Annotated in this window: 19 protein-coding genes; 8 read left to right on the top strand and 11 right to left on the bottom strand. The window is 67.5% G+C overall.

Features of this window, described 5'->3' with window-relative positions; all coding sequences use genetic code 11:
• Positions 1-308 precede the first annotated feature (308 nt).
• Positions 309-1,952 (bottom strand): chaperonin GroEL, encoded by a 1,644-nt coding sequence (groL, locus tag D9X30_RS11640; protein WP_153946723.1) that lies wholly within the window; start codon positions 1,950-1,952, stop codon positions 309-311.
• 88 nt (positions 1,953-2,040) lie between these two features.
• A complete protein-coding gene (groES, locus tag D9X30_RS11635; protein ID WP_008644494.1) occupies positions 2,041-2,331 on the bottom strand; it encodes a co-chaperone GroES in 291 nt (96 codons plus the stop codon).
• Between the two features lie 353 nt (positions 2,332-2,684).
• On the opposite strand from groES, the gene D9X30_RS11630 reads away from it, so the two are divergent.
• Positions 2,685-5,012, top strand: a complete 2,328-nt coding sequence (locus D9X30_RS11630) for a patatin-like phospholipase family protein (RefSeq protein WP_153946722.1) — start codon at positions 2,685-2,687, stop codon at positions 5,010-5,012.
• Positions 5,013-5,031: 19 nt separating this feature from the next.
• On the opposite strand, the gene D9X30_RS11625 is transcribed toward D9X30_RS11630, so the two are convergent.
• The 5 genes from D9X30_RS11625 to D9X30_RS11605 all read right to left on the bottom strand — a co-directional run bounded on the left by D9X30_RS11625 (position 5,032) and on the right by D9X30_RS11605 (position 9,483).
• Positions 5,032-6,255: an alpha/beta fold hydrolase gene (locus D9X30_RS11625; RefSeq protein WP_153946721.1), complete on the bottom strand. Its 1,224-nt coding sequence runs from the start codon at positions 6,253-6,255 to the stop codon at positions 5,032-5,034.
• Entirely contained in the window at positions 6,252-7,541 is a 1,290-nt protein-coding gene (locus D9X30_RS11620) for an MASE1 domain-containing protein (protein WP_249640944.1), read from the bottom strand. The genes D9X30_RS11625 and D9X30_RS11620 overlap by 4 nt, the downstream gene beginning before the upstream one ends.
• A 113-nt stretch (positions 7,542-7,654) precedes the next feature.
• On the bottom strand, positions 7,655-7,939 hold the full coding sequence (locus tag D9X30_RS11615) for a helix-turn-helix domain-containing protein (RefSeq protein WP_153946719.1): 285 nt from the start codon (positions 7,937-7,939) through the stop codon (positions 7,655-7,657).
• Positions 7,940-8,170: 231 nt separating this feature from the next.
• Entirely contained in the window at positions 8,171-8,590 is a 420-nt protein-coding gene (locus tag D9X30_RS11610; protein WP_502799628.1) for a cupredoxin domain-containing protein, read from the bottom strand.
• Positions 8,590-9,483, bottom strand: coding sequence for a metallophosphoesterase family protein (locus tag D9X30_RS11605; RefSeq protein WP_153946718.1), 894 nt, complete (start codon positions 9,481-9,483; stop codon positions 8,590-8,592). Before D9X30_RS11605 ends, D9X30_RS11610 begins: the two co-directional genes overlap by 1 nt.
• A gap of 178 nt (positions 9,484-9,661) precedes the next feature.
• On the opposite strand from D9X30_RS11605, the gene D9X30_RS11600 reads away from it, so the two are divergent.
• The gene (locus D9X30_RS11600; RefSeq protein ID WP_153946818.1) at positions 9,662-10,291 is read left to right on the top strand and encodes an RNA polymerase sigma factor; all 630 of its coding nucleotides are present in this window, start codon (positions 9,662-9,664) and stop codon (positions 10,289-10,291) included.
• The gene (locus tag D9X30_RS11595; protein ID WP_153946717.1) at positions 10,278-11,069 is read left to right on the top strand and encodes an anti-sigma factor family protein; all 792 of its coding nucleotides are present in this window, start codon (positions 10,278-10,280) and stop codon (positions 11,067-11,069) included. Before D9X30_RS11600 ends, D9X30_RS11595 begins: the two co-directional genes overlap by 14 nt.
• Positions 11,070-11,241: 172 nt before the next feature.
• Here D9X30_RS11595 and D9X30_RS11590 read toward each other — a convergent pair whose 3' ends face one another.
• The 3 genes from D9X30_RS11590 to D9X30_RS11580 all read right to left on the bottom strand — a co-directional run bounded on the left by D9X30_RS11590 (position 11,242) and on the right by D9X30_RS11580 (position 15,013).
• Positions 11,242-13,494 carry a xanthine dehydrogenase family protein molybdopterin-binding subunit gene (locus tag D9X30_RS11590; protein WP_153946716.1) on the bottom strand — a complete coding sequence of 751 codons (2,253 nt, stop codon included), beginning with the start codon at positions 13,492-13,494 and terminating at the stop codon, positions 11,242-11,244.
• 9 nt (positions 13,495-13,503) lie between these two features.
• Positions 13,504-13,971 carry a (2Fe-2S)-binding protein gene (locus D9X30_RS11585; protein WP_153946715.1) on the bottom strand — a complete coding sequence of 156 codons (468 nt, stop codon included), beginning with the start codon at positions 13,969-13,971 and terminating at the stop codon, positions 13,504-13,506.
• 163 nt (positions 13,972-14,134) lie between these two features.
• On the bottom strand, positions 14,135-15,013 hold the full coding sequence (locus tag D9X30_RS11580) for a c-type cytochrome (RefSeq protein ID WP_153946714.1): 879 nt from the start codon (positions 15,011-15,013) through the stop codon (positions 14,135-14,137).
• 414 nt (positions 15,014-15,427) lie between these two features.
• On the opposite strand from D9X30_RS11580, the gene D9X30_RS11575 reads away from it, so the two are divergent.
• From D9X30_RS11575 to D9X30_RS11555, 5 genes are all read left to right on the top strand, one after another.
• Positions 15,428-18,799, top strand: a complete 3,372-nt coding sequence (locus D9X30_RS11575; RefSeq protein ID WP_153946713.1) for a diguanylate cyclase — start codon at positions 15,428-15,430, stop codon at positions 18,797-18,799.
• Between the two features lie 303 nt (positions 18,800-19,102).
• Positions 19,103-20,407: a dicarboxylate/amino acid:cation symporter gene (locus tag D9X30_RS11570; protein ID WP_153946712.1), complete on the top strand. Its 1,305-nt coding sequence runs from the start codon at positions 19,103-19,105 to the stop codon at positions 20,405-20,407.
• 253 nt (positions 20,408-20,660) lie between these two features.
• Entirely contained in the window at positions 20,661-22,553 is a 1,893-nt protein-coding gene (locus tag D9X30_RS11565) for a sensor histidine kinase (RefSeq protein ID WP_153946711.1), read from the top strand.
• Positions 22,543-23,919, top strand: coding sequence for a sigma-54-dependent transcriptional regulator (locus D9X30_RS11560; protein WP_153946710.1), 1,377 nt, complete (start codon positions 22,543-22,545; stop codon positions 23,917-23,919). The genes D9X30_RS11565 and D9X30_RS11560 overlap by 11 nt, the downstream gene beginning before the upstream one ends.
• A 497-nt stretch (positions 23,920-24,416) precedes the next feature.
• A complete protein-coding gene (locus D9X30_RS11555; protein ID WP_153946709.1) occupies positions 24,417-25,016 on the top strand; it encodes a helix-turn-helix domain-containing protein in 600 nt (199 codons plus the stop codon).
• Positions 25,017-25,085: 69 nt separating this feature from the next.
• On the opposite strand, the gene ocd is transcribed toward D9X30_RS11555, so the two are convergent.
• The gene (gene ocd / locus D9X30_RS11550; RefSeq protein WP_153946708.1) at positions 25,086-26,189 is read right to left on the bottom strand and encodes an ornithine cyclodeaminase; all 1,104 of its coding nucleotides are present in this window, start codon (positions 26,187-26,189) and stop codon (positions 25,086-25,088) included.
• Positions 26,190-26,200 lie beyond the last annotated feature (11 nt).

Raw genomic sequence — 26,200 nt, 5'->3', positions numbered from 1 at the left:
TGACACCCATGACAAACACGAACCGCTCACGCCGGCGGGTGCTGCTCGCACTTGCCTCGGCTCCCTTGCTTCCCCACGCCGGCATTGCACACGCCGGCGGGTGGCAACGGCGCACTGCCATATCGACCGGCGCAGCAATGCAATGGCTCAAGGGGGAATTGCTTCCATCCTTGCGCCAGCGGCAAGACGCCGCACAAGGGATTGGGGCCCGCGCTCGCTGAAGGCCCACAAAACAAAAACCCCCGAGGGCTCACACTCTCGGGGGTTTTTTGACAGTCAGGCCGTCTGGCCCGGCAGTCCGGCGCGATTTACATCATGCCGTCCATGCCACCCATGCCGCCCATGCCGCCCGGCATTGCCGGAGCCGACTCTTCCTTCGGCGTTTCGGCAACGGCGCAGTCGGTCGTCAGCATCAGCGAAGCCACCGAAGCGGCGTTCTGCAGCGCGGTGCGGGTCACCTTGGTCGGGTCCAGCACGCCCATTTCCACCAGGTCGCCGTACTCGCCCGAAGCGGCGTTGTAACCGTAGTTACCCTTGCCTTCGATGACCTTGGCCACCACGACCGAAGCTTCTTCACCAGCGTTCAGCACGATCTGGCGCAGCGGCTCTTCCATGGCGCGCAGCACGATCTTGATACCGGCGTTCTGGTCGGGGTTGTCGCCTTGCAGCGCCGAGATGGCAGCGCGGGCGCGCAGCAGGGCCACACCACCGCCGGGGACGATACCTTCTTCCACGGCAGCGCGCGTCGCGTGCAGTGCATCTTCCACGCGGGCCTTCTTTTCCTTCATTTCGACTTCGGTGGCAGCGCCAACCTTGATCACGGCAACACCGCCGGCCAGCTTGGCCACGCGCTCTTGCAGCTTCTCGCGGTCGTAGTCCGAGGTCGCTTCCTCGATCTGGGCGCGGATCTGCTTCACGCGGCCTTCGATCGCAGCTGCGTCACCGGCGCCGTCGATGATGATGGTGTTTTCCTTGCCGATCTCGATGCGCTTGGCCTGGCCCAGGTCCTGCAGCGTGGCCTTTTCCAGCGTCAGGCCGATTTCCTCGGCGATCACCGTGCCGCCCGTCAGGATGGCGATGTCTTCCAGCATGGCCTTGCGGCGGTCGCCGAAGCCCGGAGCCTTCACGGCAGCGGTCTTCAGGATGCCACGGATGTTGTTCACCACCAGCGTGGCCAGGGCTTCGCCTTCCACGTCTTCGGCGATGATCAGCAGCGGGCGGCCAGCCTTGGCCACTTGCTCCAGCACCGGCAGCAGGTCACGGATGTTCGAGACCTTCTTGTCGAACAGCAGAACGAACGGGTTGTCCAGCTGAACAACCTGCTTTTCCGGGTTGTTGATGAAGTACGGCGACAGGTAGCCGCGGTCGAACTGCATGCCTTCCACGACTTCCAGCTCGTCGGCCAGCGACTTGCCGTCTTCCACCGTGATCACGCCTTCCTTGCCGACCTTGTCCATGGCTTCGGCGATGCGCTCGCCGATCGAGGCGTCGCTGTTGGCCGAGATCGCGCCAACCTGGGCGATTTCCTTGCTGGTCGTGGTCGGCTTGCTCAGCTTCTTCAGCTCTTCCACGGCTGCACCAACGGCCTTGTCGATGCCGCGCTTCAGGTCCATCGGGTTCATGCCGGCGGCCACGAACTTCATGCCTTCGCGGACGATCGACTGGGCCAGAACCGTAGCGGTGGTGGTACCGTCACCGGCGTTGTCGCTGGTCTTGGAAGCCACTTCCTTGACCATCTGGGCGCCCATGTTCTGCAGCTTGTCCTTCAGCTCGATTTCCTTGGCCACGGACACACCGTCCTTGGTCACGGTCGGGCCGCCGAAGCTGCGCTCCAGCACCACGTTACGGCCCTTCGGGCCCAGCGTCACTTTCACTGCGTTGGCGAGAATGTTCACGCCTTCAACCATCTTGGCACGTGCGGCGTCGCCGAACACTACGTCTTTTGCTGCCATGTTCTGAATCTCCGAATCTGGGAAGACCGCCCCGCGCATCGGGCTGGGCGGTCAGGAATCTGGGTATGTCTGGAAGGACGGGCGTCGATTACTTGTTGACGACAGCCATGATGTCTTCTTCGCGCATGACCAGCAGCTCCTGGCCATCCACCTTCACGCCCTGGCCGGCATACTTGCCGAACAGCACGCGGTCACCCACCTTCACGTCGAGGGCAATGTTGTTGCCCTTGTCATCCTTCTTGCCCGGGCCAATGGCGAGCACTTCACCTTGATCCGGCTTTTCGGCTGCATTGTCGGGAATCACGATGCCGGAAGCGGTCTTCGTTTCATTGTCCAGACGCTTCACGATCACACGGTCGTGCAGAGGACGCAGGTTCATACGGACTCCTAAATACAAAAAAAGTGAGTTTTAATTCACAAAACGGCCGTTATCAGCGGTGCCTGGCACCGGTCGGCAACGGCCATCAGGTTTTCGGGTATACCGCAGGGAAGGGGCAACAGCCTGGCTGTTAGCACTCTCCCCCAGCGAGTGCTAATTATAGGGACGGGGTATTTCGTTTTCAAGACACGGGCTGAATGGGGGTTTTCCCGTACGTACCCTGCGGTTTTTTCTTCGCGGCGCGCCAGATCGCGACTTTCTGGCCGCATCCCCTGACAATGTCCACGAAAAGTCCCGCTGCGACGTTGGCAGACGGATTCTCCACCGTTGTCCGCCCTACCGAATTGACCGTCATGTTTCGCCAACCCGTTGCGCCGCACCGAGCCCCGCCGGGGTGGGCTGTCCTGATCGGTCTGTTCCTGCTCGGTTTGCTGTCGTGGCAGCACGCCCATGCGGCATGCGGCGCCGGGCCGGCCAATGGTGCCGACGGTGCGAATGGCGCCCCGTCCACCCGGCCGCGCATCGGCCTGGTGCTGTCCGGCGGCGGCGCGCGGGGCTACGCCCATATTGGCGTGCTCAAGGCGCTGGAGCAGATGCATATCCCCGTGGACTGCATTGCCGCGACCAGCATGGGTGCCGTGGTCGGGGGGCTGTACGCGAGCGGCATCGGCGCCGACGAGCTGGAAACCCGGCTGTCCCGGGTGAACCTCAGCGACATCGTGTTCGACCGCAACGAGCGCGCGCAGCTGCCGCAGACGCTCCGGGAGGACAGCTTCCAGTATCCGATCGGCATTTCGGCGGGGCTTGGCAAGGATGGCGTCAAGCTGCCGATCGGCCTGGTGCAGGGCAACAAGCTGCTGACGCTGCTGCAGGACTGGACGTCGGCATGGCCCGGAGACGTCGATTTCAATACCCTGCCGGTGCCGTTCCGCACGATCGCCACCGACCTCGGCACGGGCGCGCCCGTGGTGCTGGACCACGGCTCGCTGCCCCGTGCCATCCGCGCCAGTGCCGCCGTGCCCGGCCTGTTCGCGCCGTTCGCCGTGAACGGACGCACGCTGGTCGATGGCGGGCTGGTCAGCAACCTGCCGGTGCAGATGGCGCGCGACATGGGCGCCGACATCGTGATTGCCGTCAACGTAGCCACCCCGCTCGACGATCCGGCCACGCTGGACTCTCCGGCAGCCGTCACCCAGCAGATGGTGACGATCCTGACCAACCAGAACGTAGCCACCCAGAAGGCGCTGCTGGGCCCGCGCGACGTCCTGCTGGAGCCCGATCTGGGCAAGCTGTCCTTCACCGATTTCTCGCACGCCGGCGACGGTATCGGGCTGGGTTATGCCGCCACCAGTGCCATCGCGCCCCGGCTGGCGGGCCTCGCCCTGCCGCGCGAGGCCTGGGACCAGTACATCGCGTCGCGTGCCACGCATGTGGCCACTGCGGAACCGCGCCGGGTCGACGCGATCGAGGTACATACCTCCGGCCGCATTCCGGCGTCGTACGTGCGCCAGTACCTGCGCGTGCGCGAGGGTGACCGCTACGACACGGCCGCCGTCAACCACGACCTGACCCAGTTGTCGACCAGTGGCGATTTCGAGAGCGTGACGCAGGAACTGGTGACCGAGAACGGCCGCTCGGTGCTCAAGGTCGATGCGCACGAAAAGTCATGGGGCCCGCAGTTCCTGCTCTTCGGCTTCGGACTGTCCACCACGTTCGACGGCAAGGGCGCCTTCAACCTCCAGCTCGGCCACCGCTACCCATGGCTGACCCAAGGCGGGCTCGAATGGCGCAATGACATCGTGCTGGGCAGCAACCAGGCGAAATGGCATACCGAACTGCGCCAGCCCGTGTTCGACCGGCTGGGTTTCTATATCGCGCCCTATCTGGAATACGCCCGCAAGCACGTGGACATCTACCCGGACAATGGCGACAAGCGCAATGCCACGCCGCTGACCGCCGTGCGCGTGGACACCGCCCAGGCCGGTATCGACTTCGGCTTGCCGATCGGCCGCCTGGGCGAGTTCCGCCTCGGCGCGAACTATCAGCAGGTGCGCTACGACTCGGACTACCTGCTCGCCGGTGCGCCCAACGGCCGGTTCAGTGCCCGCGTGCGCCAGCCCGTAGTGCGCGCCCAGCTGACCATCGACCAGCTCGACGACCCGCTCTTCCCGCGCAAGGGCTATTACCTGTACGCGGTGAACCAGCTGTCGTTCGGCGGGGCCGACAACAGCTTCGACGACGTCCACGCCAAGGCGCTGTGGGCCGGCAGCTACGGCCGCCACACGCTGAATCTGGCCGCCGAAGGTGCCATGACGTACAACGACCACCGCTCGAACAACAGCGTCAGCGGCGGCCTGGGCTTCACACTGGGCGGCTTCCAGCGGCTGTCGGCCTATGCGCCGGACCAGTTCTCGGGCAACTACCTGCTGTATGGGCGGCTGACCTATCTGAACGAACTGCGCGAGTTCACGCTGCCGGGGCTGCGCAGCACGGTCTTCGGCACCAGCCTCGAAATCGGCGATGTCTGGCTCAGGCGGCGCAACTTCGGCAGCGGCCCGTACAAGTCCAGCGCCAGTGCGTTCATTGGGGGGAACAGCGTGATCGGCCCGCTCTACTTCGGCTTCGCGGCGGCCCCGAAGGGCGTCTGGAACCTCTACCTGCAGCTGGGCCGCGTGTTCTGACGGGCGCCGGCCGGCATGCTCAGACGGCCTGGCCGGCCAGCGCCGCCGGGCTTGCGACCGCCATCGCCGAGCGGTATTCGACGGCGGCGATGCGGCCATTGCGCAGCTGCAGCGTCTGGGTGCCGTGGCCCTGCATCGGCGTGCCGTCGAACAGATAGGACACACTGATATCCACCTCCACAGTCTGCCCGTCCACGCGCGGCGCGCCCGCCACATCGATGCGGATCGTGTCGCCAGCCAGTTGCGCCAGGCGCTGGAACAGGCCGATCACGGCATCGCGGTCGCCATACTCGCCGGCCAGCGGGTGATCGCCCACGTGCCGCCAGACGATGGCCGGATCGAGCTGCGGATAGATTGCCTCGAAATGGCGCGACGTCAGCGCGGCCAGGTAATCCTGCACCAGCGCCTGCACGGCCTCGGCTGCCATCGGCGCCTCGACGGCGCGGCGCGTCCGCGCGCGGCCGGCGCCGGCGTCGAGCCCGAGGAATCCGGCCACGCTGGCCATCACCTGCTCGCGGTCGTTGTCCACGCAGATCATGTGGTAGCTGTTCTCGACCACCACGCCTTGCACCTGCGGCACGTTCGCCAGCAGGAAATCGGCCGACCGCACCGACGTCAGTTCGTCCTCGCGGGCATGCACCACCAGCGTCGGGCAGGCCACGCGCCGCGCGCCGTCGAGCACCCAGCGCCGCAGGCGGTCCACCTGGCGGATGCAGGTCAGCGGCACCCATCGGTAGTGGAAATTGTCGCCGCGCTCGAACTTGGCCTTGACGATGGCGCGCACCAGATCGTTCTTGATGCCGAACGGCTCGTTTTCCTCGACCTTGATGCGGCCCGGCAGCACGGGCAGGTGGTAGACCACGTGCCGCAGCCAGCGGTACGGCGGGGTTGACCAGCCGTCGATATAGACCGGCGCGGACAGCGCCACGAGCTTGCCCTTGCGGTGCTGGCGCCGTTCGGCCAGCGTCACCGCCAGCAGCGCCCCCATGCACATGCCGATCACGTGGAACGTGTCGTACTGGTCGACCAGCGTGTCGTAGGCCTGCGTGACCGACTCCATCCACTGCTCGGCCCGCACGTGCAGCAGGTCTTCCGGCGTACCGCCGTGGCCCGGCAGCGTCACGGCGTGGGTTTCCACGCCGCCGCGCCGCAGTACCTTGTGCATCGGCCCCAGGTCATACTGGGTGCCGCCCAGCCCATGGATCAGCAAGGCCCCGACGCGCGGTGCCTGTTCGGTCGTCATGCTGCGCGCCGCCCCTCGGTGTCGTGGCTGGCGACGATGCGCCAGGCCCCGGCGATCAGCGCCACGGAGTCGTCGCCGTCCAGCAGCGGGCCGCTCATGTCCACCACCGTGGTGGTGGCGCCCGCCGGCAGCAGCAGCCGGAAGGTCAGATCCCCGCGCACTTCCCCGTCGCTTTCGCGCAGCCAGCGCCGCCGTACCTCGGCGCGGTCGTCGGGATGCACGCAGGCCAGCACGTCGTCCAGCGTGGAGAAGGCCGGCTCGGCCATGCCAAACGCCTGTTCGACACTGCCGCTCCAGCGCAGGCGGCCGCTATGCGGGTCGAGGTTGTACACCAGCTGCCCGCTGGCGGCCAGCGCCAGTTCCACGTCGTTCTGACGGCTCGCCGCCGCCTCGTGCAGCTGCTCGCGGGCCGTGCGCAGCGTGCTGATCAGCAGCGTGAGCAGCGCGGCCACGGCCAGGTAGAGCTGGGCCACCAGCAGCGAATTGCCGTGGTAGACCGCCGTGTCGGCGAACGGGCCGTCGCCCTGGGCAGTGTTGACCAGTACCAGCGCCGACAGCAGCGCCACCGCCACCGAGCCGCCCCGTCCGCCCAGCAGCAGCGCCGCAATCGCCACGAAGAACAGCGGGATATAGGTCAGCGCATAAGCCACGTCCAGCGACAACTGCACGATGCGGGTGCCGTCGAACACGACTGCGGCGGTCACCAGCACGGCCAGCAGCGCGGCGATGCCGGCCAGGAATTCGCCCCGGCGCCGGCCACCCGAACGGGCCGCGCTGAAGCGCGCCCAGCCCGCGAACACCGGCGTGACGATCAGGACACCCACGAAGTCGGCGGCGGCCCAGACCTTGGCGGTGGCCCAGAACGGCACGTCCAGGAACAGCCAGAACCAGCCCGCCCCGAACACCGCCCCGCCCACGCTGCTGACCACGGCGGCCACCAGCACGCCGCGCAGGAAAGCCAGTCCTTCGAGCGAGAACCGCATCATGTGGACCAGTGCCACGGCCAGCGCCGCAAAGCCGATCTCGTCCAGCGAGAACAGCACCATGCGGAACGGATCGCGTCCTTCCACCACGCCCAGCAGCATCTGGGCGGCCAGGAAGGCCAGCCCCAACGGCAGCCAGCGGCGGGCCGGCGCCAGCATGAAGGCGGCCACGGTCACGCCGGCCGGCAGCCAGATATAGCCGGTGGCCGAGAACGGCCCGTTGATCTGGTGCGACGCGTAGCCGAAGACGAAATACAGGATCGCCCACAGCGGCAGCGTCACGATCCGGTTCGAAAATTTCACGTTGGATTCCTGATGCAAGGCGCAACCCGGCAACGGCCGGTCGCCCTGAATGAACGGAGAACCACGCCGGCCAGTTGACCGGCGCCCTCAAAAAAGCGCCTGAAGCAGCACAGTCAGTTCAGGCCGCTGCGATCGACGAATTCCAGCGCCTCACGCACCGCCCGGCGCGCCTTGAGCGAATAGCAGACCTGGTGGTCGCGGATGACCAGCGCCAGCACCTCGGCCTGAACCATCTCCTGGAAATGGTGGGCGGCGCGGCGCAGTGTCACGCCGGACGCTTCGGCCAGCACAATGGCGGGCAGGCAATCATCGCCGGCCTCCAGCAGCGCGCGGCAGATGGCCGCGCGGGCCGGCACCGTCAGCAATGCGAGGGTCAGGGTGCTTTCCTGGGTTTCCATGGTGGTCTGCCTGAGAGAAGTTGGCCGCAAGCCCGATGATGCACGACTGCCCTGGCATCGTACGCTGAAATAGGCCGTCATACGCCCTTCGTATCCCCGCATGTCGCGGGGTAAGTTGCGCATCCTGTCCTTGTCGAGTCAAGCGATGGATGTCCCACCCAAGCCTGCAATGGTCCCGCCCCGCCGGCCGCACCGGGCGCTTTTCCTCTCTCCAGTCCCGGCTCCCGACCGCTACGCCACGCTGATCGTGCCGCTCATGCTCTCGTGGCCCGAGCCGCAGAAGATGTCGCACAGGAAGGTGTAGGTGCCGCGCTGTTTCGGCGCGGTCAGCCTCACCTCTACCGCCTTGCCAGGAGGGAGATCGGCACGGACCGAGAAGTCCGGTGCCGAGAAACCCATGATGACGTCCTCGGCGGTCACCGCCAGCACGACGGTCTCGCCGGGCTTGAGCGTCAGCTTGTCGGGGACGAACACGAAGCGCCGCGCGCGCATCGGAATCACGCGCGGCGCGGCGGCCCCGCCCATCCCGGGCACGACGGCGGCGGCCAGCACCAGGCCCATGACCTGTGCCAGCATCCGGCGACGGCACGCGAGGGCGGGCGGGGTGGCCTGCTCGGCCTGGTCGGCCGGATCGGTCGGATGGTTCGTCATCACGCCCTCCCGATCACTGGCTGCTCGGCCAGCTGGAATGCATCCTTGCCCGGCGACGCCGTGGCGTTCACCTCGCGCCAGCCAAGGCCCTGGTACGGATGCGCGGCATCCCAGGGCACCGGCAGCCGGCGCGGCTGCGATCCCGCCACCGGCAGCGGAAACATCAGCGAGCGCGCCGCGTGGTGCGCGATGTGCCCGGTCATGCGGTGATGTTCCTGGTGGATATGCCCGTAGAACACCGTCACGTTCTGGTACGGCGTCAGCTGGTCGATCACCTTGGCGCCGTCGCGCGTGGCCCAGTCCCACTGCGGATACAGGTCGAACAGCGGCCGGTGCGTGAAGAGCACGATTCGCGCGTCGCGCGGCTGCCTGGCCAGGTCGGCGGCCAGCCACGCAAGCTGGGCCTCGCCCACCTGCCCGGCCGGGTCCGACACGTTGTCCAGCACGATCGCGTGCAGGCCCTTGTGGTCGAACGTGTAGTGCGTGGGCCCGAACAGCTCCTGGTAGGCCGCGCCGTTGTCCAGGCTGGCATCGTGCTCGCCCGGCATCAGGTGGACGGCCCCTGTGCGCAGCGGGGCGATGATGTCGCGGAATTCGCGCATGCGGCGGCGGCGCTCGTCCGGGTCGTCGGTCGTGTGGGTCAGGTCGCCCGTGAACATCACGAAATCGGGCGGCTGCGGCAATGCGTTGACCGCCGCCACGGCCTTGGGCAGCGTGCCGCGCGCATCGGGATTGGGCGGCCCCTCGAACCCCCAGTGCGCATCGGACAGCTGGACGAACACGAAGTCGTCATCGCGCCCGGCTGCCCAGCCCGGCAGGGCCGATGCGAACACGGCGCCGCCGGCCGCACCCGCCAGGCGCAGGATGTCGCGCCGGCTCCAGTTTCCATTCATGACCGTCTCCGTTGGGTGGATGGTGACTGTCATACCGGGGCGGCCCGACGTTTATTCCCTGCGGGTCTGCCCCGTTGGCGCGCGGCGGCCGGCGGGAATAGAATCGGCCCAGCGCCGGTAATACACGGGAGACGCCCCATGCCGCAGTGCCCTGCCGATCCGCCCCTTGAGGACTGACTTGGACGCCGCCAACACGCGCCGCAGATTCGACACCCTGGTGTTGCCGCACCTGGATGCCGCGTACAACCTGGCCCGCTGGCTGTGTGGCAATGCGGGCGATGCCGACGACGTGGTGCAGGAGGCCTTCCTGCGCGCGTTCCGGCTGTTCGGGGGCTTCCGCGGCGACCAGGCCCGGCCATGGCTGCTGGCCATCGTGCGCAACACGTGGTTCACCACCTGGCAGAAGCGGCGCGGGGCGGCGGAAACGGGCTACGACGAATCGCTGATCGATGCGGACCTGCCCGACTGGCACGGCGCGCCCGGCGATCCGGAACAGTGGCTGCTGCGCGACGAGGGCGTCCGGCTGGTCCATGCGGCGCTGGAGCGACTGCCGGTGGCGTTTCGGGAGGTACTGGTGTTACGCGAACTGGAGGAACTGCATTATCGCGACATCGCGCGCATTGCCGACATTCCGGTAGGCACCGTGATGTCGCGCCTGGCGCGCGGCCGCCGCATGCTGGCCGCCGCCGTGGTGGCGCTGCGCGATGGCGCGCCGCAGCAGGCGGCCAGCGGCTCGCCGGCCGCCACCGGCCTGAACCCGGACGACCCCATTCCCCCCGCAGGAGACCGGCGCCATGGATTGCAATGAAGCCCGCCAGCTGCTGCACGCCACCGCCGACGGCGAGGTGGGCGCGGCCGACAGCGTGCGGCTGGAACGGCATCTCGAAGACTGCGACGGTTGCGTGGACGCCCTGAGCCACCTGCAGGCGCTGCACCGTGCCACGCGGCGCGGCGCCACCTACCACCGCGCCCCGGCCGAACTGCGTGCCCGCATTCTCGACGCCCTGCCCGACCCCGCCCACAGCGCGCCGGCCGATCCGCCATCCGACGCACCGGCCGGCTGGCGGCGCTGGTTCGCGTGGTCGCCGCCGGTCAATGCCGCGCTGGCCGCCGTGACGGCAGCCGCCATCGGCCTGAGCGTGTTTCAGTACAACACCGCCCCGTCACCGGACGACCTTCTGGCCAGCAGCATCGTTGCCAGCCATGTGCGCGGGCTGATCTCGAACCGGGCCAGCGATGTGGTCTCGACCGACCAGCACACGGTCAAGCCGTGGTTCAACGGCCGCATCGACTACGCGCCCGATGTCCGCGACCTGGCTTCGGCCGGTTTTCCGCTGGTCGGCGGCCGGGTGGACTTTGTCGACGGGCAGCGCGTGGCCGTGCTGGTCTATCAGCGCCGCCAGCATCCGGTGGACGTCTTCGTGATACCGGGCGCGGGCGCATCGGTGGGGGAACGGGTGCGGCAGGGGTACCAGCTCGAAAGCTGGACGGCCGGCGGCATGCGCTATGTGGCGATCACCGACGCGTCGGCCGGCGACCTGCGCAGGTTCGTGCAGGCGTGGCGCAATGCGGGGGATCAGTGGTAGCTCGAATCACCGCTATCCGGCTCCCCTCTCCCATGCAGTGGGAGAGGGGTTGGGGGAGAGGGCGAGCGGCTCAAGCCACGACACGTCGCAATTTGAAACGCCATGCCCTCTCCCCCTGCCCCCCTCCCGCCTTGCGGGAGAGGGGAGCACGCAAGGGCAGGAAGAACCCGCCTCAGGCCATCACGAACGGCAGCTGACGCTGGCGCTTGCCCGTGAGGCGGAACAGCGCATTGGCCACGGCCGGGGCAATGCCGGGCGTGCCCGGTTCGCCAAGGCCGGTCGGGTTGTCGTTCGACGGCACGAAGAACACGTCCACCACCGGCGCATCAGGCATGCGCGGCGGCGGATAGTCGGGGAAGTTGCTGTTCTTGACCATGCCGTTTTCCATCTCGATGGCAAAGCCCGGCTTGATCATCGACAGCCCGAACACGCAGCCGCCCTGGACCTGCGCCTCGGCGGTCAGCGGATTGACCACGCGGTTCGCATGCACGCCGGCCGTCACGCGATGCACGCGCGGCTCGCCCTTCACCACCGATACGTCGACGATATAGGCCACCACCGAGCCGAACGACTCGTGCACGGCCACGCCCCAGGCATGCCCCTTGGGCAGCTTCGTCTTGCCATAGCCCGACTTGTCCACGGCCAGTTGCAGCGCGGCGCGATGGCGCGCGTGCTTCTTCTCGTCCAGCCGGGCCAGGCGCCAGGCCACCGGGTCCTGCCTGGCGGCCGTGGCCATTTCGTCGGCCAGCGTTTCCTTGACGAATGCCGTGTGGGTGTTGCCCACCGAGCGCCACCACAGCACCGGCACATCCACCTTAGGATGATGCACGTGCACCTGCAGCGGCAGGTCGTAGTCGTTCTCGACGATGCCTTCGGTCATCGTGGCGTCCACGCCGTTCTTGACCATCATCGGCTCGAACGGCGTGCCGGTGATGATCGACTGGCCGACGATGGTGTGCTGCCATCCCACGACCTTGCCCTGGGCGTCCACGCCGATGCGGGCGCGATGCACGTGCAGCGGGCGGTAGTAGCCGCCCTTGATGTCGTCCTCGCGGCTCCACATCACCTTGATCGGCTCGGTATGGCCGTTGGCCACCCAGGCGCGCAGCACGTTGGCCGACTCCACTAGGTAATCCGACGTCGGCACGGCGCGGCGGCCGAAGCCACCGCCGGCCATCATCGTATTCAGCGTGACCTTTTCCGGCGTCAGTTGCAGCGTGCGCGCGATGGCGCCCTGGTCGATGGTCTGGAACTGCGAGCCTACCCACACCTTCACGGCGGTCACCTTGTTGCCGGCCACCTCGGGCTGCAGCGTGCAGTTCAGCGGCTCCATCGGCGCATGGGCCAGGTACGGCACGCGATACTCGGCGTCGATGACCTTGGCCGCGCCGGACAGCACGGTGTCGATATTGCCGCTTTCGAGCGGCCTCGCCACGATGCCCGGCTGCGCGGCCAGCTTGCTGAACTGGTCGAACAGCGCGGCCGTGCTGACCGTCGAACCGGTGTCTTCCCAGACGATCTCCAGCGCGTCGCGCGCGGTCTTGGCCGGCCAGTAGCCGTCGGCCACCACCGCCACGCCCGAACCACCGCGATCGGTGTTCACCAGCATCACATCGGCCACGCCCTTGATCTTGCGCGCACGGTCGGCGTTGAACGACTTGACCTTGCCGCCGAAGCGCGGCGGGTGCGCCACCACGGCCACCTTCATGTCCTTGAGCCGGACGTCCATGCCGAACACCGGGTCGCCGTGCAGCTTCGATGCGGCGTCCAGGCGCGGCGTGGGCTTGCCGACGATGCGGAACTGGGCCGGGTCCTTGAGCTTGACCTGGGCCGGCACCGGCAGGCCCATGGCCGCCTGCGCCAGTTCGCCATACGTGGCGCGGTTGTTGCCCGACGTGACCACGCCCATCGACGCGGTGCAGCTGGCCGGATCGACCTCCCACTTCTGCGCGGCGGCGCCGATCAGCATGGCCCGCGCCCGCGCGCCCAGCTCGCGGTACTGCTCGAACGAATGGTTCAGCGCCGTCGAGCCGCCGGTCATCTGGATACCGAACATGGGGTCCTTGTACGCGTCGCCGGCCGGTGCCAGGATGGCGCGCACGTTCTTCCAGTCGACGTCCAGTTCCTCGGCCAGCGCCATCGGCAGCGCCGTATGCACGCCCTGGCCGAATTCGAGCCGGTTCACGGCGATGGTCACCGTGTTGTCCGGCGCGATGGTCAGGAACGCCTGCGGCGGCGCCACCGGCCTGGCGGGCGCCTGCTGGGCCAGCGCGGCATCCACGCCGACGATGCCGAGCGCAAACCCGCTGCCCGCCAGGCCAGACATCTTCAGAAAGCTGCGCCGCGACAGCGTGGCCGCCGCTTCCGGTTGCGCAGCGGGCGCACCGTTGCCGCCGGCCAGGGCTTCAATCCCTCGAATACGCATGGCAGCCCCTTATGCCTTGACAGCGATGGTGCGCGAGGCGTCCTTGATCGCCGCGCGAATCCGTTGATAGGTGCCGCAGCGGCAGACGTTGCCGGCCATGGCCTGGTCGATGTCGGCATCGGTGGGCCGCGGCTTGCTGCGCAGCAGGCCCACGGCGCTCATCACCTGCCCGTTCTGGCAGTAGCCGCACTGGGCCACGTCGTGCTTGAGCCAGGCCGCCAGCACGGCCTTGCCGACCGGGTCGTCGCCCATGCTTTCAATCGTGTTGATCTTGCTGCCGGCCGTGGCGGAGATCGGCATCACGCAGCTGCGCGTGGCCTGGCCGTTGATATGGACGGTGCAGGCGCCGCACGCGGCCATGCCACAACCGAACTTGGTGCCGGTCATGCCGAGGTTGTCGCGCAGGGCCCACAACAGTGGCGTGGACGGATCGGCGTCCACCTCCACGGTCTTGCCGTTGAGGGTGAGGGTCGTCATTTGGGGGTGCTCCTTGGGTGCTTGGCCCAGTCGGTTATTCGCGCGTCACGCCGGGCCATTGGCAAAAGATCCCTGGCCACCCGGCGAACCCGTGGAGCATAGTAGAAATATGAAAAGCTTGCGCAGTCCCGCTCACATCATGCGGTGCGCACCATAAGCGGGATTATTTCTGGCTCAGGAACAGATACAGCGCCTGCAGGTCGGTGTCATTCATTTTGGCGAAGGCGGTGAATGGCATCACGCGGCTGACGTCGGTGCCGTCGGGCCGCTTGCCGGTGCGCATCATGGTCACGAACTGATCGGCCGCGGGGTAGTGCTTCATCGCCCCGCCCGGCTGCAGGTTGGCGGCGGGCGGCCAGTCGGGCGGCGCGCCGGGGATATGGCCACCGCGCAGTTGGGTCCCGTGGCAGCCCTTGCACGAATTGGCCACGTACGCGCCGTACCGGGCGTTCACGGCGGCCACAACCGGCGCGGCCGGCGGCAGGCTGTGGTCGATCTTCTCGGCGGCGTCCTTGATCACGCCCGCGCCATACATGCCCCGGATGAACCATGGCAACTGCACCTCGCCGGGTCGGCCCGGGCCGGGTGGCAGGCTCTGGACATAGGCCACCAGCGCGCCAAAGTCTTCGTTGGACAGCCGGTTGTAATCCTCGCTGGGCATCACAAGCAGCGGCCGGCCCGACGGCGCCACGCCATGCCGGATGGCACGGTCCCAATCCTGGGGCTGGAATCTGGCGATATCGGGGTTGGCGCGGGTCAGGTCTGGTGCGAATACCCGGAATCCGTTGGATTCATCAAATACCTGGCGGCCGTTGCCCTTGGCGCCGTGACAGTCCGCGCAGCCGCGCGACTCGAACAGGTACCTGCCGTGGGCGATGGCCGTGGCGTCGGTCGGGATCGTCACCGGCTGCACGGCCACGTCGATCTTGCGCTGGAGCTTGCGGCCGCCCCACCAGTACGTGCTGCCCACGGCCAGCACCACGAACACCACGAAGGCAACCAGCGCGGCGCTGGCAATGCGGAAGAATCGCTTGACGTCCATGGGTATCCCCCGTGAGCGGCCACCGAGAAAGCGCAGAGTGCGCCACCCGATTGAAACGGGCGCGCGCTTCGCGTTCCGTGCGGGATCGTACAGAAGCTGCGCCGGCGCCGCCAGTCCGGGGGATACGCGCGGCGGTCAGCCCTCCAGCCCGGCCGGGGCGCGGTCGATGAAGCCGGTCATGCCGGCCAGGTAATCGCCACGATTCCCCCGCCAGGCGCCGCCCACGCCGCCCGCCATACCAGCTTTCGGCCTGCGGCGCCAGTCCCAACAAAGCCATGCAGATGCCCCTATCCCGGCCGTCAGATTCCGCCTGGCGCGACTACAGTGCCACCTACGCTGGGCAGGGTGCGGCCATTGCATTCCTGCCGGCATGGCTTTCGGCGCGCCAGGCGCGCCCCAGGAAACCCGAATCTGATGACCCCTGACAGGGCCGCGCCCCCTTCGAACCTTCCGTCCATCGCACGCCTTGGCAACTGGCGTCCGCTGCTGCTGGCGGCTGCGGGCTACTTCGTGCTGGCGCTGGCCGGCCTGTGGCTGGCGCGCGTTCCGGGTCATGCGGCGGCCGTGTGGCTGGCCAACGCCTTTGGCCTGGGCATGCTGCTGCACCGCCCCACCCGCGAGGCGCCGGCGCTGCTGGCCATCATGCTGGCTTCCAATATTGCCGCCGACGTCGTCGTCGCCGGGCATCCGCTGGGCGCGGCGCTGCTGCTGTCGGTCGCCAACCTGGCCGAACTGGCCGGGTCGGCCGTGCTGCTGCAGGTCATGGTCGGCCGCCATGCGCTGGCCCGTCCCGGACAACTGACCACCTTTGCACTGACGCTCGGCATTGCCTCGACCGTCGGGCCGGCCCTGAGCGGGCTGCTGGGGGCCTCGATCATCTCGGCGCGCTATGGCACGCCGTTTCCCACGGTGTGGTGGAACTGGTGGAATGCCGGCGCGGTCGGCATGGTGATGCTGCTGCCGCTGATGGTGTCGCTGTCGCGCGAACGCGTGCGCGCCACCTGCCAGCGCCCGATGCTGCTGCGGCTGGCCGGGCTGTTCGCGCTGTGCGTGGGCATCGGCGCCGGCGCCATCCGCGCCGGCCATGACCCGTTCGTGGTGATGTCATTGCCGCTGGTCATCGTCGCGCTGGCCAGCAACCCGTTTGCCACGGCGCTGCTGGCGCTGCTGTCGGCGGTGGCCGCCGAATGCATCGGGCTGGTCTCGGGCACGGAGTTCCTGGCCTCCCGCTCGGTGCCGTTGTCCGGGGCGCTGGTCATGGTGTTCCCGGTCTGCATTGCGTTCATGACCGAGCAGAACCGCAAGGGCCGGCTGGAACTGCGCAGCAGCGAGCGGCGCTTTCGCCAGGCGCTGGAGCACTCGGCCATCGGCATGGCGCTGGTGGGCATGGACGGCCGCTGGCAGATGGTCAACCGCGCCATGGTCGACCTGCTGGGCTACAGCGCCGACGAACTGCGCGACCTGCCGTTCCAGCTGATGACCCACCCCGACGACCTCGCGGCCGACCTCAGGCTCGTAGAACGGCTATTGGCCGGCGAGATCGACTCGTATCGTCTGGAAAAACGCTACCGCCACAAGAGCGGCCATTACCTGTGGACGCTGCTGGCGGTGTCGCTGGTGCGCGACGACAACACCGGGCGGCCCGACCATTTCATCGCGCAGGTGGAAGACATCCACACGCGCAAGCTGGCGCAGGAACAGCTGGAACAGCTGACGCGCCGCACCCAGCTGGCCGTGGAAGCGGGCGGCGTGGGCATCTGGGAATGGGATTTCACGCAGGCGGCGATCACCTGGGACACCCGCATGCACGCGCTGCACGGCACCGCGCCCGAGCTTGGGCCGCCGACGCTGGCCCAGTGGATCGCGATGGTCCACCCCGAGGACGTGAGCCGCGTCAGCACCGAAATGCGCCAGGCCATCCGGGGCGTGCGCCGCTTCGACACCGAATACCGCGTGGTGCGGCCCACCGGCGAGATCCGCCACGTGCGCGCCATGGCCACCATCTCGCGCCACGAGGACGACACCACGCGGGCGCTGGTGGGTACCAACTGGGACATCACCGAGCAGCGCAACCTGAACCGGGCGCTGTTCGAGGAGAAGGAACGCCTGCAGATCACGCTGCGCTCGATTGGCGATGCCGTGATCTGCACGGACCGCGTGATGCGCGTGACCTTCATGAACCCGATTGCCGAGCAGCTGACCGGCTGGAACCTGGACGCCGCCATGGGCCAGCCGCTGGACCAGGTGTTCCGCATCGTGGACGAAGACACCGACCTGGTCATCCCCAGCCCGGTCGAGCAATGCCTGGAAACGCTGCGCCCGGCCTACCTGCAGGAAGGCGCGGTGCTGCAGAGCCTGACCGGCGAACGCCATGACGTGCAGGATTCCGCCGCGCCCGTGCTGGCCAACGACGGCAGCGTGCTGGGCGCCGTGCTGGTGTTCCAGGACATCACCACGTCGCGGGCGCTGCAGCGCGAACTGGCCCACTCGGCCACGCACGACGCGCTGACCGGCCTGCCCAACCGTGCCTGGTTCGAAAAACGCCTGCGTGAAGCCTGCGAGAGCGCCCGGCTGCACGGCCATCGCGCCGCACTCTGCTTTATCGACCTTGACCGTTTCAAGATCGTCAACGACACGGCCGGCCATGGTGCCGGCGACGTGCTGCTGCGCGAACTGGGCTACGTGATCCGCCACCAGGTGCGGCCCGACGACCTGCTGGCCCGCCTGGGCGGCGACGAATTCGCGCTGCTGCTCAAGGACTGCAGCATCGAACACGCCGAGCAGATCGGCATGAAAGTGATCGACGCCGTGCGCGAACGGCGCTTTCCGTGGAACGGCCGCGTCTACGACGTGGGCGCCAGCATCGGCATCGCCGCCATCGACAGCGACGTGCCGCCTGTCAGCGAACTGATGAGCCGTGCCGATGTGGCCTGCTACGCCGCCAAGGCCGCCGGGCGCAACCGCGTGTCGGTCTATCGCCGTGACGAAAGCGACGCACGCCGCCATCACCGCGAACTGGAGGTGGCCGCCGGCATCCATTCGGCGCTGGAAGCCAACCGCTTCCGGCTGTACGCGCAGGAAATCCGCTCGCTGCGTCCGGGCCAGGACGATTCGCGCCACGTGGAAATCCTGGTGCGGATGGTGGACGAACAGGGCACGCTGATCATGCCGGGCGCGTTCATCCCGGCTGCCGAACGCTACGACCTGATGGGCCATATCGACCGCTGGGTGATCCGCAACGTGCTGCAGCAGTACGGCGACCGCCTGGCCAGCGTGCCGGGGCTGTCGGTGTCGATCAACCTGTCGGCCAACTCGCTGGGCGAGCCGTTCCTGCTGCCCTTCCTGCACGCCGCGCTGGAAGACTCGGCCCTGCCCGCCGACCGCATCCGGCTGGAAATCACCGAGACCGCGCTGATCAACAACATGACCGCCGCCAGCCGCGTGGTGGCCGACATGCGCAGCGCGGGCTGCACCGTCGCGCTGGACGATTTCGGCGCCGGCCTGTCGTCGTTCGCCTATCTGAAGCAGTTCCCGGTCGACTATCTCAAGATCGACGGCAGTTTTATCCGCAACCTGGCCAGGAACGCCGTGGACCGCGAGATCGTCAGCTCGATCAACGACATCGGCCATCGGCTCGGCGTGCGCACCGTGGCCGAATGGGTCGAGGACGAAAGCACGCTCCATACACTGCGCGCCATCGGGGTGGATTACGCGCAGGGCTACGCCATCGGCAAGCCGATGCCGCTGGAAGCCTTTCTCGACACCTGCGAGGGCCTGCCGGCCTGATCCTTCCCGCGCACGGCGCGGACCTTGCGCACTGCAGCATGCGCCGGACACCACATGGATGCGCACCGCCGTTCGGAAATCCGGACGGCGTTTTGCGCCCCGCGTTCGGATTCCCGAACAGTGCGCCGTCGTCGCTTCAAAAATCCCTTTGTATTCATCGTTTTACATCTGTATCCAGGTGCAACCGGGCTGGCACGGCTCGTGCAATCTAGCCGCCGCCGTATGACATCCGGTCCCGGGTGCGCAGCCCTCCCCCAGGGCCGTTCGTGCGCCCGGTCCGGCACAAAGGAGGATGTACCCACGATGACAAAACGACTGCCAACCCTGATTTTTGTTGCGATGCTGCTCGGCGTGATCGTCGGCAGTGCCGCGCACAACATGGCCCCGGACGCGGCCATGGCCAAGTCGATCGCCGATCACCTGTCAATTCTGACCGACGTGTTCCTGCGGATGATCAAGATGATCATCGGCCCGCTGGTGTTTGCCACGCTGGTGTCGGGCATTGCCAGCATGGGCGACGGCAAGACCGTCGGCCGCATCGGCCTGAAGGCCATGGCGTGGTTCATGGCCGCATCGATCACGTCGCTGCTGCTGGGCCTGCTGATGGCCAACGTGCTGGCCCCGGGCCATGGCATGAACCTGCCGCTGCCGGCCGCCGACGCCGCGTCGAACCTCAAGACCGGCGCCCTGAACCTGCGCGACTTTGTCGCCCACATGTTCCCGAAGAGCTTTGTCGAGGCCATGGCCACCAATGAGGTGCTGCAGATCGTGGTGTTCTCGCTGTTCTTCGGCTTCGCGCTGGGCACGCTCAAGGACGGCGTGGGCAAGCCCGTGCTGGCCGCCATCGATGGCCTGGGCCACATCATGCTGAAGGTCACCAACTACGTGATGGCGTTCGCGCCGCTGGGCGTGTTCGGCGCCGTGGCGGCCGTGATCACCGCGCAGGGCCTGGGCGTGCTGGTGGTGTACGCCAAGTTGCTGGGCAGCGTGTACCTGTCGCTGGCGCTGCTGTGGATCGCGCTGATCGCCGGGGGCTACTACTTCCTGGGCCGCGACATCTTCAAGCTGATCCGCCAGCTGCGCGCGCCGCTGATGATCGGCTTTGCCACGGCCAGCAGCGAATCGGCCTATCCGAAGGTCATCGACCAGCTGAACCGCTTTGGCGTGAAGAGCCGCATCACCAATTTCGTGCTGCCGCTGGGCTATTCGTTCAACCTCGACGGCTCGATCATGTACACGTCGTTCGCCGCGCTGTTCGTGGCGCAGGTGTACGGCATCCAGCTGTCGCTGTCGCAGCAGATCACGATGCTGCTGGTGCTGCTGGTGACCAGCAAGGGCATCGCCGGCGTGCCGCGCGCATCGCTGGTGGTGGTGGCCGCCGTGCTGCCGATGTTCGGCCTGCCCGAGGCCGGCATCCTGCTCGTGCTGGGCATCGACCATGTCCTGGACATGGGCCGCACCGTGACCAATGTGCTTGGCAACGCCATTGCCACAACCGTTGTCGCCAAAAGCGAGAACGCGATTGGCGCGCCGGAACTGTCTGACGAGGCAGATACCTCGGCTGACGACGCCGGCCTGACACCCGTTCAGGCCCTGGCCGGCAAGTAAGCTGGCTGGAGGCGTGCCAGGGGCCCGGCTGCCGATCAGGCGGCCGGGCCTTTTTGCGTTTACGGATTCCGGCGCGGCGGCAGGCAGCGTGACCCGAACGGGTGAACCATGGGGGCGCCACTTCGGACGGGCTGGCTGCCGGCTGTGGTAAAACGTCGCCTTGCCGAACCGCACCGGGCAATTCGCGAGTGGTCTTCCGATCACATACCCAGCCCGATAGGCCACACGGCAGCGTCCGCATTCCCGAATCCGCATGATCGTGTCCCCCTCCGACGGCGACCGGGCGTCCCTCTCGCCCTGGCGCCGCATGGCTCCCTTTGTCGCCCTGCTTGCGCTGGCCGTGCTGGTCACCGGGGCCGGCTGGCTGGGCTATCGCTATACCTACGATGCCGCGCTGACCCGCCAGGCCGAGCGCGGCCAGGTGCAGATGCGGCTGTACGCCCAGGCGCTGGAAAGCGAACTGGCCCGCTATGACTACGTGCCCAGCCTGCTGTCACTGGACGCGCGCATCGACGCCCTGCTGCGCCATCCCGGCTCGCCCGAGCGCGTGTCGCAGGCCAACGCCTACCTGGCGGCCCTGAACGGCCGCGCCGGCACCCGGGTCATCTACCTGCTCGACGCCCGCGGCAAGGTGCTGGCCACCAGCAATTTCCAGCGGCCGGACAGCTATCTGGGCGAAGACCTGAGCTTCCGCCCGTACTTCCGCACCGCGATCGAAGGCCAGCTGGGGCGCTTCTACGGCGTGGGCACCACGCGCAGCGAGTCGGGGTACTACCTGTCGGCGCCGCTGGGCGACCGCGATCACCCGGTGGGCGTGGCCGTGGTCAAGATCGGGCTGGAACCGCTGGAAAACCGCTGGCAGGGCAACGACAGCCAGATGCTGCTGGCCGACGAGAACGGCGTGGTGATCCTGGCATCGGACCCGTCGTGGAAGCTCGCCGCGCTGCGGCCGCTGTCGGACGACCAGCGCGCGCGGCTGGACCGCAGCCTGCAATACAACCGCGCCCCGCTGCCGCAACTGGCGCTCACCACGGTGCGGCCGCTGGCCAATGGGCCGTCGCAGGGCGGCGACGCGCTGGTGCGGCTGCGCCAGGGCCCGCCGATGCTGGCCCAGCACCTGGCCCTGCCCGGCACCGACTGGGACCTGACCCTGCTGACCAATACGTCCCAGGCGCGCGTGGCCGCGCTCAACAGCGCCGCGCTGGCCGGCGTGCTGGCCGCCTTCGTGCTGCTGCTGGGCGCCGCCTGGAACGTGCGGCGGCGCATCGTGGGCGAGCGCCTGGCGGCGCGCGCCGCACTGGAAGCCGCCAACAGCGAGCTCGAACGCAAGGTGGCCGAGCGCACCGCCGATCTGTCCGCCACCAACCAGCAGTTGCAGGCCGAGGTCGGCGAGCGCATCCGGACCGAAACCTACCTGCGCCAGGCCCAGGACGGGCTGATGCAGGCCGGCAAGCTGGCTGCCGTGGGACAGATGTCCGCCGGCATCGCCCACGAACTGAACCAGCCGCTGGCGGCCTTGCGCACGCTGTCGGGCAACACGGGCAAATTCATCGCCCAGGGCGACTACGACACCGCGCAAGGCAACCTCGAACGGATCATCGGCCTGGTGGAGCGCATGGGCCGTATCACCGGCGCGCTGAAGTCGTTCGCGCGCAATCCCGCCGCTGGCCAGGGCCACAGCGCCCGGCTGCCCGATGCCGTGGACAACGCGCTGTTCCTGCTGGAAACGCGCGTGGCCGACGTGGGCCCGCGCATCGAGCGCGATATCGACGCCTGCCTGACCGTGCGCTGCGACCCGAACCGTCTGGAGCAGGTGCTGGTGAACCTGATCGGCAATGCGCTCGATGCGCTGAAGGGCCGGCAAGACCCGCGCCTGTCGCTGCACGCCTACGAGTCGGGCGGCATGATCCACCTGACCGTGCGCGACAACGGGCCAGGGCTTTCGGAGACCGCGTTTGCGCGGTTGTTCGAGCCGTTCTTCACCACCAAGCCCGCCGGCGAAGGCCTGGGGCTGGGGCTGACGCTGTCGGCCGGCATCCTGAGCGAAAACGGCGGCACCCTGACCGCCATCAATCACCCCGACGGCGGCGCCTGCTTCACGGTCGCCCTGCCGCGCGTTACCGAGGAACTGCGCCATGTCGGCTGAACCGAGCCACGTCATCGAAGCGGCCGGCGCCCACGCCGCCCTGACGGTGCTGATCGTCGAAGACGATGCCGACGTGCGGCTGGGCTGCGAACAGGCGCTCAGGCTCGAAGGTATCGCCACGCGCGCCGTGGGCAGCGCGGAAGCCGCGCTGCGCGAGGCAGAGGCCGGTTTTGCCGGCATCGTCGTCAGCGACATCCACCTGCCCGGCGCCGACGGCATGGCCCTGCTGCGCGAACTTGGCGCGCGCGATGCCGCGTTGCCCGTGATCATGATCACCGGCCATGGCGACGTATCGCTGGCGGTACAGGCCATGAAACAAGGCGCCTACGACTTTCTTGAAAAGCCGTTCTCGCCGGAGCGGCTCGTGGCCACCTGCCGCCGTGCGCTGGACAAGCGCCGGCTGGCCCTGGAAGTGGCCGACCTGCGCGCCCGTCTGGCAGGCCGCGAGGGCCTGGCCGCGCGGCTGATCGGCCATTCGCCGGCCATCGAGCGGCTGCGCCAGATGATCGCCGGCGTTGGCGACACGGCGGCCAACGTGCTGATCCACGGCGAAACCGGTACCGGCAAGGAACTGGTGGCGCGCTGGCTGCACGAAGCCAGCGGGCGCCGGGCAAAACACTTCGTGCCGATCAACTGTGGCGGCCTGCCCGAACAGCTGTTCGAGTCCGAAATCTTCGGCCACGAGGCGGGCGCGTTCACGGGCGCGGCCAAACGCCGGATCGGCAAGATCGAGCACGCTGAAGGCGGCACGCTGTTCCTCGACGAGATCGAGAGCATGCCGATGCCGATGCAGATCAAACTGCTGCGTGTGCTGCAGGAGCGCGTGGTGGAGCGGCTCGGGTCGAACCAGCCGGTGCCGGTGAACACGCGCGTGGTGGCAGCCACCAAGGCCGACCTGCGCGCGCTGGCCGATGCCAGTCAATTCCGCGCCGATCTCTACTATCGCCTGAACGTGGTCACGCTCGAACTGCCGCCGCTGCGCGAACGCCGCGAAGACGTGCCGTTGCTGTTCGAACACTTTCTGGCGCAGGCCGCGTTGCGCTTCGAACGCGAGGCCGTACCGCCCACGCCGGCCGAAATGGCGGCCCTGGTGGCCTACCCGTGGCCCGGCAACGTGCGCGAACTGCGCAACCTGGCCGAACGCCATGTGCTGGGGCTGGGCTGCGATCCCGCGCAGGGCGGCGCCGCGCCCGAGGCGCTGCCGTTGCCCCAGGCCGTGGAGCAGTTCGAACGTGCGTTGATCGCCGATGCCTTGCGACGTCACGCCGGCAACCTGACGCGTGCCGGCGAGGCGCTGGGCGTGGCCAAGACCACGTTGTTCGACAAGGTGCGCAAGTATGGTCTGTCGAGCGGCGGCGCAAGCTGAGTACAACGCCACGGACGCAAATGTGTCAAATGTATATAACCAGGGAACCTGACCGTCGCGTGCGCAGTCTGTTGATCCGGTACGCGACGCCTGCGGCATAAATGTCGGCCGTCATTCCGTTTGTCCATCGCTGTCTACCGAATTGCAACGATGTTCGTTAAACAACAAAAGTGTGACGCCAATCATTGCTTTCCCTGTAGCAACGAATCATCTTGAAGCCATACTATTGGCATCCGGCAAGCGGGCGGCGCCACAAGCGTCGCGGCGATGGCTGGCCAGGCGACAAAGATCGCCACTGCAGCAAGCGGGCACGGCTACCTGAAGCCGTTGCTACGTCAACAGGAACAAAGCAACAAAGACCGGCCGGGGAGCGGGTCGACAGCAATCAGGGTCAGTAAAAACAGCAGCCCGGTCATTTGACCGACGTGGCGTGTCCGAGGACGCCCGTGCGGCACGCCAGTCGTGCTGTGCTGCTGATCGACACTACGGGTGATTGGATGAAACTGGATCCAGAACTGGCTGAAAAGCCGTACTACAGCACGCGAACCGCTGCAAAACTTCTCAACGTATCGCTGGGCACCGTCCAGAAAATGGTGGAACGCGGTGAACTTGGCGCCTGGAAAACCAATGGCGGCCACCGGCGCATCCACAAGGAAACCGTGCATCGCCTGCTGGCAAACCGCGCCATGCCGGATGTCGGCATCGAGCACAATCTCGACCTCGTGGTGTTCCACCCGAACCACACCGAAGCGCAGCGCATCAGTGCCCAGCTGGGCAAATGGTCGCTGCCGCTGAAGACCCAGGTACTGGAGGACGTGGTGGACACGGTCATTACTTCGGTCGATGCGCGACCTCGCGTGGTGCTCTACTACGTGGAGGAACTCAACGACGCGGAATCCGCCACGATCGAAAAACTGCAGAACTTCTTCTCGCGGCAGCGCGTGATCTTCGCGGTCATCACCAATCGCCAGGCCTACGACGGCGTGGCGGACGCCCTGCAGCAATGGGGCATCATGGTGTTCCTGAAGACACCGTCGCTGGAGGAAATCAAGGGCTTCCTGCGTGCCCAGCTGATGATGGGGCGCACCGGCGCTTAAGGTTTCATTAAGGTTCGATGTGCAACGGCCCGGACACCGCGTCCGGGCTTTTTTTTTATGGCGCGGCCATCAGGCGGATGCGACGGCCTCGCGCGGCTGCGCAGGCATCGCCCCGCCGTCCGCCTGCATCATCCACCCATAGAGATCGCGCGGGTCCGGAGGCATGGCCACAAGCGCCACGAAGCGGCCGGCATCGCCCTCCGCCGCGGCCGCATGCAACCACCGCAGCGCCGCATAATCCTCCAGCGCAAAGCCGACCGAATCGAAAACGGTCACCTCCCCGGCATGCGCGCGGCCCGGCGCCGCACCCGAGAGCACCTGCCACAGCTCGCTGACGGGCGCCTCGGGCCACTGCTGGATCTCGCCTTCGATGCGTGACTGCGGCGCATACTCCACCACGATGCGCGCGCCACGCAGGATATCGACGTGCAACTCGGTCTTGCCCGGACAGTCGCCGCCCACGGCGTTCAGATGCATGCCCGGTTGCACCATGTCAGGCGTGAGGATGGTCGCGCGTGTCTTGTCCGCGGTGACCGTGGTCACGATGTCGGCACCCGCCAGTGCATCGCGCACCGATCGTACTGGCACGATCTCCAGACCTGGCACTTTCGCCAGATTGCGCATCAGCCGCGCCGTGGCCGACGGATCGATATCGAAGGCCCGCACGGTCGTGATGCCCGCGATGGCGTGAAATGCGAGCGACTGGAACTCGGCCTGCGCGCCGTTGCCGATCAGCGCCATGGTGCGTGCCCCGGAACGGGCCATGGCCTGTGCGGCCAGCGCGGACGTGGCTGCGGTGCGCAGCGCCGTGGCCAGCGTCAGATCAGCCAGCAGCAGCGGAAAGCCGGTCCGCACATCGGCCAGCATGCCGCACGCCATGACCGTGGGCAGCGCGAACTGTGCGTTGCGCGGATGCCCATTGACGTACTTGTACGCGAACCGCGTGCCATCGCTGACCGGCATCAGTTCGATCACGCCCACCGCCGAATGGCTCGCCAACCTCGCAGATTTCTCAAATTCGTGCCAGCGCAGGAAGTCATCGCGCACACAGCCGGCCATCTGCACGATGGCTTGCCGGACGCCCACGCCACGTACCAGCGCGGCGGCATCGTCTGCATCGAGAAAGCGCGTCAGCACGTTCGCTTCCCGGGTCAATTCCGTGTTCGTTCTCATGGCGGATCTCC

Source organism: Cupriavidus sp. U2 (assembly GCF_009663685.2).
In the GTDB taxonomy this organism is placed as follows: domain Bacteria; phylum Pseudomonadota; class Gammaproteobacteria; order Burkholderiales; family Burkholderiaceae; genus Cupriavidus; species Cupriavidus necator_C.
The sequence above is the reverse complement of the archived record's forward strand: the minus strand, read 5'-3'. Positions and strand labels throughout refer to the sequence as shown.

Bases quoted from the DNA above. Each gene is read 5' to 3' on its own strand.
- groL (WP_153946723.1), bottom strand. From the start codon at position 1,952: ATGGCAGCAAAAGACGTAGTGTTCGGCGACGCCGCACGTGCCAAGATG.
- groES (WP_008644494.1), bottom strand. From the start codon at position 2,331: ATGAACCTGCGTCCTCTGCACGACCGTGTGATCGTGAAGCGTCTGGAC.
- D9X30_RS11630 (WP_153946722.1), top strand. From the start codon at position 2,685: ATGTTTCGCCAACCCGTTGCGCCGCACCGAGCCCCGCCGGGGTGGGCT.
- D9X30_RS11625 (WP_153946721.1), bottom strand. From the start codon at position 6,255: ATGACGACCGAACAGGCACCGCGCGTCGGGGCCTTGCTGATCCATGGG.
- D9X30_RS11615 (WP_153946719.1), bottom strand. From the start codon at position 7,939: ATGGAAACCCAGGAAAGCACCCTGACCCTCGCATTGCTGACGGTGCCG.
- D9X30_RS11610 (WP_502799628.1), bottom strand. From the start codon at position 8,590: ATGACGAACCATCCGACCGATCCGGCCGACCAGGCCGAGCAGGCCACC.
- D9X30_RS11605 (WP_153946718.1), bottom strand. From the start codon at position 9,483: ATGAATGGAAACTGGAGCCGGCGCGACATCCTGCGCCTGGCGGGTGCG.
- D9X30_RS11595 (WP_153946717.1), top strand. From the start codon at position 10,278: ATGGATTGCAATGAAGCCCGCCAGCTGCTGCACGCCACCGCCGACGGC.
- D9X30_RS11590 (WP_153946716.1), bottom strand. From the start codon at position 13,494: ATGCGTATTCGAGGGATTGAAGCCCTGGCCGGCGGCAACGGTGCGCCC.
- D9X30_RS11585 (WP_153946715.1), bottom strand. From the start codon at position 13,971: ATGACGACCCTCACCCTCAACGGCAAGACCGTGGAGGTGGACGCCGAT.
- D9X30_RS11580 (WP_153946714.1), bottom strand. From the start codon at position 15,013: ATGGACGTCAAGCGATTCTTCCGCATTGCCAGCGCCGCGCTGGTTGCC.
- D9X30_RS11575 (WP_153946713.1), top strand. From the start codon at position 15,428: ATGACCCCTGACAGGGCCGCGCCCCCTTCGAACCTTCCGTCCATCGCA.
- D9X30_RS11570 (WP_153946712.1), top strand. From the start codon at position 19,103: ATGACAAAACGACTGCCAACCCTGATTTTTGTTGCGATGCTGCTCGGC.
- D9X30_RS11565 (WP_153946711.1), top strand. From the start codon at position 20,661: ATGATCGTGTCCCCCTCCGACGGCGACCGGGCGTCCCTCTCGCCCTGG.
- D9X30_RS11560 (WP_153946710.1), top strand. From the start codon at position 22,543: ATGTCGGCTGAACCGAGCCACGTCATCGAAGCGGCCGGCGCCCACGCC.
- D9X30_RS11555 (WP_153946709.1), top strand. From the start codon at position 24,417: ATGAAACTGGATCCAGAACTGGCTGAAAAGCCGTACTACAGCACGCGA.
- ocd (WP_153946708.1), bottom strand. From the start codon at position 26,189: ATGAGAACGAACACGGAATTGACCCGGGAAGCGAACGTGCTGACGCGC.